This window comes from Deinococcus frigens DSM 12807 (assembly GCF_000701425.1).
Taxonomy (GTDB): domain Bacteria; phylum Deinococcota; class Deinococci; order Deinococcales; family Deinococcaceae; genus Deinococcus; species Deinococcus frigens.
On record NZ_JNIW01000019.1, the window covers coordinates 14,871 to 28,321 of the forward strand.

Here is a 13,451-nt window from a genome sequence, read left to right on the forward strand (position 1 = left end):
GCCTGCCACTCAACGCGTTGTTGCTCTTTCCCCATCCACCCGCGTCCGCAGCCATTCCAGCGCCGCCTCGCCAGAGTTGAGGACCGAGATATGGCCGTCCTCCGGGCAGCGCCATAACTCTGCTGTGGGGCAATGGGCCAGCAGCCATTCGCTGTGCGGGCTGGGAACCACGCGGTCCTGCATGCCGTGTAACAACAGAATGGGCGCGTTAATTTGCGACGGTTGAAAGCCCCACGGCGCGACATACGCCAGATCATCGGCGATCATTCCGCCGGGGCCGTGGGCCATCGCCGGTCCCACCACGCTGCTGAGCCACTTCCACGGGCCGGAGAGGGCGGCGTAATCGGCGGGCGTGAAGGTTGCGGGGTCAAATTCGGGGTCTGTCGCCTCGTAAGCCTCTTTTGCGGTGCGTCCCTCGGCAGCCGCCCGCAACGACGCCGCGCCCGAAGGATTCATGCCGCCGAAATAGTCCAATCCCTCCGCCCCGTACGGAGCCAGTCCCGCCCCGCTGACCACGCCCAGCACCCGCTCTGGCAGCAGCGCGGCACAGGCCAGGGCGTGCGGCCCTCCGCCCGAATGTCCCATGACTGCAAATTCCCGTATGCCCAGCGCGTCGGCGATCTGTTCCACGTCACTCGCCGCTGCGGCCACATCCCGGCCCGGCAGCGGAGAGGAGCCGCCGTAGCCGGGGCGGTCATTCGACACCCAGCGGATATTCAGCCTTCTCGCCACCTCAAACAGCGGCAGGGGCGGCGCACCGATATTCGGCGTGCCGTGGTGCCAGAACACCGTTAGCGGGTGGGTCAATCCCTCCTCGCCCGTGTCGTAGATGTGGAGGGTACGGCCATCTTTGAGGGTCAGATCGGTCTCGGTCATGGGTAAGTCTCCTTCGGTGTGGGGCTATTTTAGCATTGAGATTCTGCTACAGAAGAAGTCGGTCTGAATCCTTCTCTTTCGTCCCGCGCCCCGGCGCTATCCTTTCCCCCATGTCTCAAGCGGCCCGTTCCTCAACAGCCCAGACCTACGCAGTGGTGATCGGTCTGGAGGTTCACCTGCAACTGCGGACGCGCAGCAAGATTTTCAGCGACTGTCCCGCCGACTACCACGGCGCGGACCCAAATACGTTTACCGATCCCCTGACGCTGGGCCTGCCCGGCACGCTGCCCACCCTCAACCGCGAGGCCGTGGAACTGGGCATCATGTTCGGCCTGGGCCTCAACTGCGACGTATCGGGCTTCACGCAGTTTCACCGCAAGAATTACTTTTATCCCGACGCGCCCAAGAACTTTCAACTGTCGCAATATGACCGCCCCATTGCGCGCGACGGCCACCTGGACATCGCCGGAACCCGCATTCGCATCAAGCGCGCCCACCTGGAGGACGACGCGGGAAAGCTGATGCACCCGGCCTACGCGCCCTACAGCCTGCTGGACCTCAACCGCGCCGGTTCGCCGCTGATTGAGATGGTCACCGAGGCCGATATCACCAACGCCGAACAGGCCCGCGCCTTTCTGGAAACCGTGCAGGCCATCGCGCAGGCGCTGGGGGTCAGCGACGCCACGCCCGAGGAGGGCAAGATGCGCTGCGACGTGAACCTCAGCATTCACCGGCCCGGCGAGCCGTGGGGAACCAAGTGCGAGGTCAAGAACCTCAACTCGTTTCGCAGCGTCGAGCGCGCTATTCAGTACGAAACGGCGCGGCAGGCGCGCGTGCTGGACGGCGGCGGGCGCATCACGCAGGACACGCTGGGCTGGGACGAGGGCGGCGGCAAGACCTTTTTGATGCGGACCAAGGAGGGCGAGGCCGATTACCGCTACTTCCCCGAGCCGGACCTGCCCCCGCTGGACATTACCCCCGAATGGATCGAGCGGGTGCGGGCGCGGATGCCCGAACTGCCCGCGCAGAAGCTGGAACGCTACCTGGCGGCAGGGGTACGCGAAAGTGATGCAGAAATGCTAAGCCTGAACGTGGAGCAATCCCGCTTCTACGACGAGGCGCTGAAGGCCGGTGCAGAGGCCCAACCCCTAGATGCACAGAAACTCGCCAACTGGCTCCTGACCGATGTGGCAGGGGCACTGGCGTCTTCCGAACAGAGCCTGAGACAGTCCTCGCTGCAACCCGCCCACCTGGCCTCGCTGGTGCGGCTGATCGACGCTGGGACCATCAGTGGCAAGATCGCCAAGGAACTGCTACCGGAGGTGCTGGCGGGCCACGATCCTGCCAGGCTGGTGCAGGAGCGCGGCCTGAGCGTGGTCACTGACACCGACGCCATCGACGCGGCCATCGACGCCGCCATGAGCAATGATCCGGCCACGGTAGAAAAGGTGCGCGGCGGCAATGCCAAGGCCATCAACGCGCTGTTCGGCCCGGTCATGAAGGCGATGGGCGGCCAGGCCAAACCGGAAGTGGTGCGCGAACGCTTGACGCACAAGCTGGGGTTGTGAGGCCGGGAGTTTTGAGGCCGGGCGCTTTGAGGACAGTGCTGTGAACCTGATCCCCAGCCTGCCGCTCTCGCGCTGGCGGGCGCTGGCGCTGGGCTTCCTGTGGGCCGAGGTGGTGGCGGTCCTCGGCACGGTGGCCTTTGTGCTGCTGCGGGGCCAGCCGGGGCCGCAGGACTGGATCAATGCCTTTGACGCCTTGCTGGCCGCGCTGGTGCTGACGTGGTGGACGCGGGTCTTCACGCGCCTGAGCGCCGGGCAGGCCACCCCGCCAGAGGACCGCACGCTGCGGGCGCTGACGGTGGCCTTTCCCTGGCTGACCTCATTCCGGGCGGCACTGTGGGGCGTGACCCTGCTGGCCCTGCTGACCGGAGCGGCCTCGGAAGCCAATACCCTGGCTCTGACCGCCTTGATGACCGTATGGGGCGCGGCGATTCTGGCCAGCAATGCGGTCAACGGCTGTCTGGTGCGGCTGGCCCCCGAGCCGGAAGATCCAGCCAACCGCAAACGCCTGATGGACTGGCTGAACCTCTCGGCGGCGTTGGCGCTGGGCATGGCGGTCTTCAACGCGGTGCCGATCGTGGGCTTTTCCGGCGACGTCACGCTGGGCGGACGACTGGTTTACGGCGTGGGCGGACTGCTGGACGTGATCGCCACCGTGCTGGCCCTGTGGGTGCTGATGGCGCGGGCTGGTCAGGGAGAGGGGCGGGCCGTCAGGGGCGGGTGACTCAATCCGCGGCCCCCAGCAGCCGAACCATTTCCGCGTAGCCGCGCTGACGGGCATGTTGCAGCGGGGTGACGCCCCCACGGTCGGCGGTCCGGCGGTCTGCGCCGTGGGCCAGCAGCTCGCGCACGATCTCGGTGTGGGTGGGGCCGCCGTCGCCCAGGATCACCGCTTCCAGCAGGGCGGTCCAGCCCAGGTTGTTGACGTGATTGACGTCGATCTCCGTGGTGTTCAGAATCTCGCGCACGTAGGGTAAGTGCCCCCGGTCTGCGGCGGGGATCAGGGCGGTGCCGCCGAAGCGGTTGGTGCGGGTCAGATCGGGCCTGGCCCTGAGGACCTCGCGCAGCATGGCGACGCTGCCAGTCTCGCCCGTCACCAGCAGGGCGTTGCTGCGCCCCTCGTCCTGCGGATCGGGGTCCGCGCCCGCCGCGATCAGGGCGCGGGCCACCGCCACATGGTCCCCTTTTGCCGCCCAGGTCAACGCCGTGCGCCCGCTGCCGTCGGTGGCATCGGCGGACGCGCCCGCTTTCAGCAGGGCCTGGACCCGGGCCAGGTCACCGCTTTCGGCGGCCTGGAGGAGTTGCACGTTCTGCTCGCTTTGTCTGGTGCTACTCACGGTGGTCCCCCTCGCGCTGCCCGCCGAACCCGCCAGCACGGGAATCAGCGTGAGGCCGCCCAGCAGGGCCAGACCGAGAATCAATGTCCTGGACAGCTTTATCATTCCTGTCATCCTATCCTGGCGGGATCAGGCTGTTTTTCACGGAACATTGCCAAACCTTCAGCCTCCCCTCGGGCGGCTCAGCGCGGCCAGATCGTCCAGCAGGATGGCCGCCGCCTTCTCGCCGCTTTCCATCGCGCCCTGGATGCCGCTCATGGAGGTGACCTCGGAGGCCAGCAGCACGCCGGGTAGCCCGGTGGCGTGGCCCGGCAGCGTGGCCGCATAGCCCGGCGGCTGCGGGTACTGCGCGTGTGGAATGCGTTCTGCCGCCAGCGTCCGCAGCCCTGATACCGCCGCCTCGCCGTACCAGGCTTCCAGTTCGCCGCGCACTTCGGCGTCCAGATCGCAGTCATTCTCGGCGTGTAACCCCAGCAGCGTGACCGCCAGCAGATGTTGCCCCGGCGGCACCCGCCCCGGCAGCACGTTACTGAGCCACTGGGCGTTGTTGATCAGTCCTGCCTCGGCGTTCAGCAGCAGCCGGGGCTGACCGTCCACCTCTTGATCCGAGGCGTAATATAGGTACGTGCTGCCCAGGCTCCCGCGCGAGACGCCCTGCCCCAGCAGCCCCGCCGCCGTGTTCGGATCGGTGGCGACGATCACGCTGCGGGCGTCCAATTCACCGTTCAAGGTCTGGAGCGTGACGTGCGATCCGTGCGCCCTTAAAGCCGTGACGCGCACATTGACCTGAACGTCCAGCCCCGCCGCCAGTTGCCCCGGAATGGCGCTCATGCCCGCGCGGGGCAGGGCCGCGCCGCCGCCTATGAGCATGCGGAAGTAATACCGGAACAGCCGTGCGGAGGTGTCCAGCTCGCGCCGCAGGAAGACGCCGCCGAAGAAGGGGCGGAAGAAGTTGTCCAGCGCGGCCTCGCTGAAGCCCTGGCCGCGCAGGTAGCTCTCGGTGGTCTCGTCGGGGCCGGTCAGCAGGGTGTGGGGCGCGCCCCTCAGCAGCTCCAGCGCCAGCCTGCCCACCCGCAGCTTGTCGCCCAGGCCCAGCACGTCCGTCGTGAGCGTGCTGAGAAATGCCGCCGGATCGCGCCGGGGGTCGCCCAGCGCGTCTTCGCGCGCGCCGCGCCGCACGGCAGCCGAGGGGAAGATGGGGACCAGATCCAGCGCGTCCAGATCCAGGTTGCGCCCCACCGCCGGATAGCTGGGAAACAGCACCTGATATCCGGCGTCCAGCGTGAAGCCGTCCAGCACGCGCGAGCGGACCCGCCCGCCCAGCACCCCGGACGCCTCCAGCACCCGCACCCGCCGCCCGGCCCGGCTCAGAATGCGCGCCGCCGTCAATCCGGCCAGGCCCGCACCCACGATCACTGTGTCCAACTGCTGCGTGTCGTGCATGGGCCACAGGGTACGGGATGCAAGGGAGGGTCAGGCCGACGCTCTGCGGTGGTCCCGCCGCCTCTGCGCCCAACTGGAAAAAGATGAGAAATCTGGCGTACACTCCAATGGTACAATCCTCACTTTTTTCGCCCTGAAGTCCACCCGTGGTCTTCGCCCCTTGTTCTACCCAGGAGGCACCATGTAGCGTTCCATGCAACGATTTTTAACCCTGACCCTTTTTGCCACGGCGGCCACGGCGGGCGCGCAGGGCAACCTGACATTTGTGTGCGGCGCACAGGCCGACTGGTGCCAGGTGGTGGCCAACGCCTACAAGAAGGAAACCGGCGGCGAGGCCAAGTTCCTGCGGCTGTCGGCGGGCGAGTCGCTGGCCCGGCTGCGCGCCGAGAAGGCCAACCCCGGCTTCGACGTGCTGTTCGGCGGCACGGGCGATGTTCACGAGGCAGGCACCAAGGAAAAGCTGTTGACGTACTACAAGCCCAAGGCCTGGAACGAGCTGTATCCGGCGCTCCGCAAGCAGGTCAAGGACGCCTATATCCCGCTGTACACCGGGGCGCTGGGCTTCGCGGTCAACGACACCGTGTTGAAGAAGCGCAATCTGGCCGCCCCCGCCGACTGGCCCGATCTGGGCGATCCCAGATACAAGGGTCTAGTCGCCATGCCCAACCCCAACACCTCCGGCACGGCCTACACCATGATCACCACGCTGGTCCAGATTTACGGCGAGGATGGGGCCTTTGACCTCCTCAAGAAGATTCACAACAACGTGCCGCGCAACGGCTACACCCGCCCCGGCTCCGGCGCGGCGTTCCTGGCGGCGCGCGGCGAGGTGGCGGTGGGCGTGACCTTTATGCACGATGCGGTGGCGCAGAACGTGCGCGGCTTTCCGGTGCGGGCGGTTGCGCCCAGGGCCGGAACCGGGACCGAGATCGGCGGCGTCAGTCTGGTCACCGACGGCCCCAACGGCGCGGTGGGCAAGCAGTTCATTGACTTTGTGCTCAAGCCTGAAACGCAGAAGCTGGCCGAGACGGTGGAATCCTTTCAGATCCAGTCCAACAGCAAAACGCCGGTGGCCGCCGCCTCGCCCAAGCTGGACAAGATCAAGCTGATCGACTACGACTTTGCTAAATGGGGCGACAGCGCCACCCGCGCCCGCATCATCTCGCGCTGGACCAAGGAGGTCTTTCCATTACCACGGCGGTAATTCCTCCCGTTTCGGAGAGGAACCGGGCCGGGGTGCAGCCAGCGCTGCTGCTGTGGCCGCTGCTGGGCCTGCTGGCCTTCTGCGTCCTGCCCTGGGCGCGTGAGGGCCGGGCCTTTCTGGCAGGCGGCCCGAGTGGTTTAAGTTTGCTGGAAACCCTGCCTGTGCTGTGGGTGCCGCTGATTGCCCTGATCGCCACCCTGGGCCTGAGCTTCCTGGGCCGCGCCGCCCGCGCCCCGCCCACGCTGATCGCTGCGCTGGCCGGATTTCTGGTCACGGCCTTTTTCATCGTGTTCAGGAACGAGCCAGCGGACCTGGGGGCGCTGATCACCGCGCTGGCGCTGCTGTCGGTCACGGGCATGGCGCTGTCGGACACGGGGATGATCAAGGCAGACCGCTTTATTGCCAGTTCCACGCTGTGGGTGGGCCTGTTTCTGATCCTGTTCGTGATGTTCCCGCTGTACAAGGTGCTACGGGGCGCTTTCGGGGAGACTGGATTTTCGCTGGAAGCGTTCCGCAGCGTCCTGACCTCTCCGGCGTTCTTCGTGCTGGAGAACGAAACCACGGCGCGGAGTGAGGCGACATTGGCCCTGATCGCCACCGTTGTCGGCGGGGTGGCCGGGCTGGGCCTGTCGCTGTGGCGGCGGCGTCCGGTCTGGGCCACCGTGCGGAATACCGTGCTGGCGGCGCTGGGCGTGGGCATTTTCGCCGCCATGTACTTCGGTTTTGGCTCGCTGCGCAACAGCGTGCTGCTTTCGGTCAGCGTGGCCGCCGTGTGTACCGCGCTGGCGCTGGGCTTCGCGCTGCTGGGAACGCGCAGCCGGGCGTCGTTCGGGCCGTACCTGTTTGTGCCGCTGGCGCTGGCGGGGTACGCGATTGGATCGCTGGCGTCCAGCACTCCGCAAACCGCCGGGCTGGGCATTCTGTTCAAGGCAGCGGGCGTGCTGGCCGCAGTCGGGCTGGCGTGGTGGCTGACCCGGCGGCGCATCACCGCCAGCAAGCTGCTGGGCGTCTTCTCGCTGCTGCCGATCATCACGCCGCCCTTCGTGATTGGCTTCGCGCTGATCTTCTTGCTGGGCCGCCAGGGGCTGATCACCAAGGACATCCTGGGGCTGGACACCGACGCGCTGCTGGGGCCGCTGGGCGTGGGCATCGCGCAGACGCTGGCCTTTACCCCGATTGCTTACCTGGTGCTGGTGGGCGTGGTCAAAAGCCTGAACGGCACGCTGGAAGAAGCCGCCGTCACCCTGGGCGCGAGCCGCTGGCACGTCCTGAAAACCGTGATCTGGCCCCTGGTGCGCCCAGGACTGGCCAACGCCTTTCTGCTGACCATCATTGAAAGTCTGACCGACTTCGGCAACCCGTTCGTGATGGGCGGCTCGTTCCTGGCCACCGAGGTCTATTTCGCGGTGGAATTCAACCCCGCCGAGGCGTCGGTCTACGGCACCGTGCTGCTGGCCCTGAGCGTCTCGGCAATTCTGGCGCAGCAGGCGTGGCTGGGCCGCACCAGCTTTACTACCATTACTGGCAAGCCCGCTGCGGGCATGGTGACGCCGCTGCCGCCCGTGCTGGAGCGCGTGCTGCTGTTTGTGTTCATGGTGTGGGTGCTGTTCGTGGGCGCGGTGTACGGCAGCATGTTCTTCGGGGCGCTGGTCAAGTTGTGGGGCTTTGACAACACCTTTACCACTGAACACATCCTGAATCTGTCTGTCGGCTCGCTGGGCGTGTTCTTCAATACCCTCAAGATCGCGGCCATCAGCAGCCTGCCCGTGCTGGTCCTCAGCGTGGTGATCGCCTACCTGATCACGCGGCAGAAGTTCTTCGGGCGCGGCTTTATTGAACTCGGCTCGCTGCTGTCCTTCGCCGTTCCCGGCACGGTCATCGGCATCGGGTACATCCTGGCGCTGAACAGCGGTTTTGCGTACATGACCGGCACCATGCTGATCCTGATCGTCGCGTTTATCTTCCGCAACATGCCGGTGGGCATCCGCTCCGCCGTCGCCAACCTGCGCCAGATTGACCCGGCGTTGGAGGAAGCCAGCACCACCCTGCGCGCGGGCAGCCTGACCACGCTGTGGCGGGTGGTCATGCCGCTCATTCGCCCCGCGCTGATCTCGGCGCTGATCTTCGCCTTCGTGCGCGCCATGACCGCCATCTCGCAGATCATCTTTTTAATCTCGCCCGATCACAAGGTGGTGACCAGCGAGGTGCTGAGCATGGTGGAACGCGGACAACTCGGGGACGCGGCGGCCCTCTCGGCGCTGCTGGTCTTCACGCTGGCCGTCGTGATCGCGCTGATGACCTGGGGCGTGGGGCGGATGGGCGGCTCACAGGCGGGGGTAAGCGTATGAACAGCATTCTTGAGGGGAACCCATGACCGCCACCCAGTCCCGTCCAACCGCTACCCCCAACAGTCAGGCGGCCCCGGTCAAGCTGGAGGGCGTGACCAAGCGCTTCGGCAAGACCACCGCCGTGCAGAGTGCCAATCTGGAGGTGGAACCCGGCACGCTTGTGACGCTACTGGGGCCTTCGGGCTGCGGCAAGACCACCATTTTGCGGATGATTGCGGGGCTGGAAACCATCACCGAGGGCAAACTGTCCATTGATCACGAGGACGTGACCCAGCTCTCGGCGGCGCAGCGTGACGTGACGATGGTGTTCCAGAGTTACGCGCTGTTTCCGCACCTGAGCGTGCTGGAAAACGTCGCCTACGGCCTGCGCGTGGCCCGCCGCCCCGACGCTGCCGAGGAGGCCCTGAAACTGGTGGGCCTGAGCGGCTACGCCAGCCGCGCGCCGTCGCAACTGTCGGGCGGACAGCAGCAGCGCGTCGCCCTGGCCCGCGCGCTGGTCATGAAGCCCAAGGTGCTGCTGTTCGACGAGCCGCTGTCCAATCTGGACGCCAAATTGCGCCGCCAGATGCGCAACGAGATTCGCGCCATCCAGCAGAATCTGGGCATCACTGCCGTCTACGTGACCCACGATCAGGCCGAGGCGCTGGCGATCTCGGATGTGGTGGTGGTCATGAGCGCGGGCCGCATCGAGCAGATCGGCACGCCCGAAGACCTCTACCGCCGCCCCGCCAACGCCTTTGTGGCGGACTTTATCGGCGAGGCCAACCTGCTGCGGGCCACCTACGACGGCCAGCAACTGGGCTTCGGCCACGTCACCCTGCCGTATACCCAGCCCGGCGCACCCACGGGTGAAGTGCGCGTGCTGGTGCGGCCCGAGTCCATCTCGTTCAGCGACACGGGCCTGGCCGGGCGCATCACCTCCGGGGCGTACCTGGGGGCCATGACCGAGTACACCATCGACACCGAGGCCGGAGACGTGTTGATCGCCCCGCCCTCCGAGTCCACCATCCTGCCCAACGGCAGCGACGTTCACCTGGATTTCCGCAGCAACGGCCTGTACATCCTGCCCGCCTGAAACCACCCTCTTTCCCTTATAGGAGCCTGCCATGCGCCATCTGATTCTGACCGCTGCCCTGCTGCTGCCCCTCGCCTCCGCCCAGATGTCTGTTTCCGATATTCCCGCCCTGCCGCCGGGCGTCGTGGCACCTGTTGCCGCCCCTGCGCCCGCTGCCCCCGCTGTACAGGCTGGTCCGGTGGACAAAGTCGAAATCGTGGAGGTAGAGGTCACGGCCCCGGCCAGCACGGGCAACACGCCCACCGTTGCCAGCGACGACGTGGGCGAGGTGATGGTTCCGGTGATGGCCACCGACAAGGACGGCAACCCGGTGGCGGGTGTGGCCGTCACCTGGGAGGTCAAGAACACCGGCAAGAACCCCATCTACGTGATCGCCAGCATCATGGATGACCAGCCCACGGGGATCGCGGCCACCATCGCCCCCGATGAAACGGCCACCTACCAAACCATGACGGGCGCGGACGGCTCGGTCATGCTGCTGCTGAACGCCACGGCCAGCACCGCCGCCTCGCTGAAGCTGACGGCCTCCACCGGAGAGGTCAAGAACATGCGCGGCTCGGCGCAGACGATTGACTGGATCGGACAGTAGAGCATTTGTCAAAAGAGTTGTTGACTTTTGACCGAACAAAGTGAGTGAATTTTGCCGAGCATTTGGGAGAGTGGAAGCATCGGGAGTCTCCTTTCCCGATGCTGTAATACGGATTCCGCTTAATTCCTTACCACTCCAGGAAAGCGCCGGAGTGTTAATCCATACGCGAAACCCGTATTTTTTCCTACTCGCTCCGCCCGGATTTTACCGTTTTTGCAAACGATTCAATCGGAATCCGTATAATACGGACAAATGCTCTAGGGCTGAAAGACACTGTCCTGCCCCGCTCCTGAAGTTGGACAACAAGAGGCCCCGGCTCGCGCTGGGGCTTTATCTGTCCACACAGGTTCTCGTTCAATCCGCCGCCTGCGCGCTTCCCTCTCCCCGCAGCGCGGCCTTCTGCGGTTGCCGTCCCAGCAGCGGGCGTTCGGGCAGCAGCAGCGCGGCCACGAACGCCAGGCCCACCAGCACCGCCGACACCAGAAACACCTCGTCAATCGCTCCTACCATCACGTCTTTCAGCGCCGCCGTGATCTGGGCCAGCAGCTCGGGCTGCCCCAGCTTTTGCAAGGCGCTGCCCAGCTCCGCGCTGGCCTGCGGGCTGGTCAGCAGGTTGGGGCTGGCGATCGCTTCCTGCAACGGCGCGGGCAGGGTTTTGGCGGCGGCGGGGAGCTGTGCGCCCAGCTTGCCGGCCAGTTGAGCGTTGACCAGCGCCCCGAACAGGCTGACGGCCAGCGTGCCGCCGATCTGCCTGAAGAACTGGTTGCCGCCCGTGGCGCTGCCCAGCTTCTCGCGCGGGGCGGCGTTCTGCACCGCCAGGGTGAGCTGGCTGTTGATCGGCCCCAGGCCGATGCCCAGCAGGACCATCGTTCCCACGGCCAGCCACATCGGGGTGGTCAGGCTCAGGGTAGAGGCCAGCGCCAGTGCGGCGGCGGCCACACAGGCCCCGGCGACGATCAGTTTCTTGTAGCGTCCGGTGCGGCTCACGAACTGGCCGGACAGGGTGCTGGTTAAAATCATGCCGCCCATCAGCGGGGCCAGCGCCAGCCCACTGCCCGCCGCGCTGGAGCCGCGCACGCCCTGCATGTACAGCGGCAGGTACAAAATCGCGGCGAACATGCCCGCACTCACCAGAAATCCGGCCAATGAGGCGGTGGCGATGCTGCGGTCCCTGAGCAGCCCCAGATCCAGAATGGGCTGCGTTTGATGGCGGCTGTGCCGCGCGTACCACACGCCCAGACCCAGCGCCCCGGCCAGCAGACCCAGAATGGGGGCGCTGCCCCAGGCATAGGTGCCGCCGCCCCAGGACATCGCCAGTGTCAGCGTGGTGACTGCGCCCGCCAGCAGGGTTGCCCCCAGCGTGTCAAAGCGGCGGTCCTCGCCTGCCACCTGCACGGGTTTGGGCAGCCGGAAGAAGCGCCAGATAAAGGACGCCGCCAGCAGCGCGAAGGGCAGGTTGACAAAAAAGACGCTGCGCCAGCCCAGGTGATCGGTTAAAAAGCCGCCCACCAATGGCCCCACCACGCTGGACACGCCCCATACCGCGCCGGTGTAGCCCTGGTAGCGCCCGCGCTCAATCGGCGTGAACAGGTCCGCAATCGCCGTGAAGCTCATGGCCATCAGGGTGCCGCCGCCGATGCCCTGCACCGCGCGCAGGATGATCAGTTGCTCCATATTCTGCGCGAGGCCCAGGCCCACGCTGCCCAGCGCGAACACCGCGATCCCCAGCAGGATCAGCGGGCGGCGGCCCACCCGGTCACTGATGGTCCCCACGATGGGAATGGTGATGGTGGTGGCCAGCGAATACGCCGTGAACGCCCAGGCATACAGGTGAAAGCCGCCCAGATCGCTGATGACGCGCGGCATGGCGCTGCCCACCACCGTCAGATTCAGACTGGACAGAAACAGCACGGTCAGGATGCCGACAAAGGCCATGATCTTGTCACGTTCGTTGAGGCCGGAGTGGGTCTGGACCGGGGGAGTCATGCGCGGACCTCTTCAGGAGCTGCGCTACTCAGGGCGTCCTGAAGGTCCTGCATGGCTTTCAATGCCGCCCGAATACGCTGCGGCGGCAGATGGCCGAAGTGCGAGGCGACGGTGGCCTGCCCCGTCTCGCGGGTGCGGGCACGGGTGGCCTCGCCCTGCGGGGTCAGGTGCAGGCGGAAGCAGCGCAGGTCGGCGGGATCGCTGACCCGCTCCACCAGCCCGCCCTTGACCAGCTTGGACACGATGCGCGTGACCGTGGGCGCGGGCAGGCTCTGTTTGGAGGCGATCCGCCCCGGCGTCTGCGCTCCATCCATGATGGACGCCAGAACGACAAGTTCTTTGGTGTTCAGGCCCAGCGCGGTTTCCAGCGGCTCGTCCAGCGCCTGCCGGAAGTGGCGCGAGAGCCGCAGCGTCAGCCGCACCAGGTCATACAGCTCGTCCGTCTGAACTTCGGTGAGGGGAGAGAGGGATAAACTCATTTCATCTGGAAGTATTTCAGATGAAAGGGGTGGAGGGCAAGCAGATGCTGTCCTTGAGCGGGACACATGATGAAAGGCTCAAGACCGGCGTTCAGGGCGACAGAATCTGCACCCCATCCACCCCGTCCAGTTGCTCGGTCAGCCACGCGCCGCGCGTCAGGTGGGCGTCCAGCACGGCGGGCAACCACGGCAGGCAGTCGTCCGGCAGGGCACTGGGAGCGAACCAGCCGACTTCGGAGGTGTTGTCCAGCGGCGTCGGCTGCGCGGCCCAGGTGTGGCTCAGGAACAGGAAATCGGTGCCCTGCATGCCGTCGATGTCAAAGCGGGACACGCCTAGAGCTTTCAGCGAGGCCATCTCAACTTGCAGTCCCAGTTCTTCCCGGGCCTCGCGCACGGCGGCGGCCATCAGCGCCTCACCGCGTTCCACCCGCCCGCCCGGCAGGCCCCACAGGCCGTCCATGTAACCCGTGCCGTCGCGGCGGCCCAGCAGCACGCGCCCGGATCTGTCCTGCACCACCAGCCAGGCGATGAGATAAAAGGTGGTCATGG

The 13,451-nt window shown here is 66.3% G+C and carries 12 protein-coding genes; 6 read left to right on the forward strand and 6 right to left on the reverse strand.

The window, feature by feature from the left end:
• Nucleotides 1–9: 9 nt before the first annotated feature.
• Nucleotides 10–876: an alpha/beta fold hydrolase gene (locus tag Q322_RS0109180; RefSeq protein WP_029477611.1), complete on the reverse strand. Its 867-nt coding sequence runs from the start codon at nt 874–876 to the stop codon at nt 10–12.
• Nucleotides 877–986: 110 nt separating this feature from the next.
• Between Q322_RS0109180 and gatB the strand changes: the two genes are divergently transcribed.
• Together gatB and Q322_RS0109190 are read left to right on the forward strand one after the other, a co-directional pair.
• Entirely contained in the window at nt 987–2,444 is a 1,458-nt protein-coding gene (gene gatB / locus Q322_RS0109185) for an Asp-tRNA(Asn)/Glu-tRNA(Gln) amidotransferase subunit GatB (protein WP_029477612.1), read from the forward strand.
• A gap of 40 nt (nt 2,445–2,484) precedes the next feature.
• Nucleotides 2,485–3,165 (forward strand): hypothetical protein, encoded by a 681-nt coding sequence (locus Q322_RS0109190; RefSeq protein ID WP_245593195.1) that lies wholly within the window; start codon nt 2,485–2,487, stop codon nt 3,163–3,165.
• Nucleotide 3,166: 1 nt separating this feature from the next.
• Here Q322_RS0109190 and Q322_RS0109195 read toward each other — a convergent pair whose 3' ends face one another.
• Entirely contained in the window at nt 3,167–3,883 is a 717-nt protein-coding gene (locus Q322_RS0109195; RefSeq protein WP_084147899.1) for an ankyrin repeat domain-containing protein, read from the reverse strand.
• 57 nt (nt 3,884–3,940) lie between these two features.
• On the reverse strand, nt 3,941–5,221 hold the full coding sequence (locus Q322_RS0109200) for an NAD(P)/FAD-dependent oxidoreductase (RefSeq protein WP_029477615.1): 1,281 nt from the start codon (nt 5,219–5,221) through the stop codon (nt 3,941–3,943).
• Nucleotides 5,222–5,414: 193 nt separating this feature from the next.
• Here Q322_RS0109200 and Q322_RS0109205 point away from each other — a divergent pair, with 193 nt between their 5' ends.
• Genes Q322_RS0109205 through Q322_RS0109220 form a run of 4 tightly spaced genes read left to right on the forward strand, consistent with a single transcriptional unit; the run spans nt 5,415 to nt 10,437 of the window.
• A complete protein-coding gene (locus tag Q322_RS0109205; RefSeq protein WP_029477616.1) occupies nt 5,415–6,425 on the forward strand; it encodes an ABC transporter substrate-binding protein in 1,011 nt (336 codons plus the stop codon).
• A 32-nt stretch (nt 6,426–6,457) separates the two neighbouring features.
• Complete coding sequence (locus Q322_RS21710; protein ID WP_051668383.1) at nt 6,458–8,773, forward strand: iron ABC transporter permease; 2,316 nt, start codon at nt 6,458–6,460, stop codon at nt 8,771–8,773.
• Nucleotides 8,774–8,795: 22 nt separating this feature from the next.
• On the forward strand, nt 8,796–9,848 hold the full coding sequence (locus Q322_RS0109215) for an ABC transporter ATP-binding protein (protein WP_084147901.1): 1,053 nt from the start codon (nt 8,796–8,798) through the stop codon (nt 9,846–9,848).
• Between the two features lie 31 nt (nt 9,849–9,879).
• Nucleotides 9,880–10,437, forward strand: coding sequence for a hypothetical protein (locus tag Q322_RS0109220; RefSeq protein ID WP_029477619.1), 558 nt, complete (start codon nt 9,880–9,882; stop codon nt 10,435–10,437).
• Nucleotides 10,438–10,791: 354 nt separating this feature from the next.
• On the opposite strand, the gene Q322_RS0109225 is transcribed toward Q322_RS0109220, so the two are convergent.
• The 3 genes from Q322_RS0109225 to Q322_RS0109235 all read right to left on the reverse strand — a co-directional run bounded on the left by Q322_RS0109225 (nt 10,792) and on the right by Q322_RS0109235 (nt 13,449).
• Nucleotides 10,792–12,423: an MDR family MFS transporter gene (locus tag Q322_RS0109225; protein ID WP_029477620.1), complete on the reverse strand. Its 1,632-nt coding sequence runs from the start codon at nt 12,421–12,423 to the stop codon at nt 10,792–10,794.
• Complete coding sequence (locus tag Q322_RS0109230) at nt 12,420–12,902, reverse strand: MarR family winged helix-turn-helix transcriptional regulator (protein WP_029477621.1); 483 nt, start codon at nt 12,900–12,902, stop codon at nt 12,420–12,422. The genes Q322_RS0109225 and Q322_RS0109230 overlap by 4 nt, the downstream gene beginning before the upstream one ends.
• A gap of 91 nt (nt 12,903–12,993) precedes the next feature.
• Entirely contained in the window at nt 12,994–13,449 is a 456-nt protein-coding gene (locus tag Q322_RS0109235) for an NUDIX domain-containing protein (protein WP_029477622.1), read from the reverse strand.
• Nucleotides 13,450–13,451: the final 2 nt, after the last annotated feature.

Excerpts from the sequence above, each read along its gene's own strand:
- gatB (WP_029477612.1), top strand. The coding sequence starts at position 987 with ATGTCTCAAGCGGCCCGTTCCTCAACAGCCCAGACCTACGCAGTGGTG.
- Q322_RS0109195 (WP_084147899.1), bottom strand. The coding sequence starts at position 3,883 with ATGATAAAGCTGTCCAGGACATTGATTCTCGGTCTGGCCCTGCTGGGC.
- Q322_RS0109200 (WP_029477615.1), bottom strand. The coding sequence starts at position 5,221 with ATGCACGACACGCAGCAGTTGGACACAGTGATCGTGGGTGCGGGCCTG.
- Q322_RS0109180 (WP_029477611.1), bottom strand. The coding sequence starts at position 876 with ATGACCGAGACCGATCTGACCCTCAAAGATGGCCGTACCCTCCACATC.
- Q322_RS0109225 (WP_029477620.1), bottom strand. The coding sequence starts at position 12,423 with ATGACTCCCCCGGTCCAGACCCACTCCGGCCTCAACGAACGTGACAAG.
- Q322_RS0109235 (WP_029477622.1), bottom strand. The coding sequence starts at position 13,449 with ATGACCACCTTTTATCTCATCGCCTGGCTGGTGGTGCAGGACAGATCC.
- Q322_RS0109205 (WP_029477616.1), top strand. The coding sequence starts at position 5,415 with ATGCAACGATTTTTAACCCTGACCCTTTTTGCCACGGCGGCCACGGCG.
- Q322_RS0109215 (WP_084147901.1), top strand. The coding sequence starts at position 8,796 with ATGACCGCCACCCAGTCCCGTCCAACCGCTACCCCCAACAGTCAGGCG.
- Q322_RS0109220 (WP_029477619.1), top strand. The coding sequence starts at position 9,880 with ATGCGCCATCTGATTCTGACCGCTGCCCTGCTGCTGCCCCTCGCCTCC.
- Q322_RS0109230 (WP_029477621.1), bottom strand. The coding sequence starts at position 12,902 with ATGAGTTTATCCCTCTCTCCCCTCACCGAAGTTCAGACGGACGAGCTG.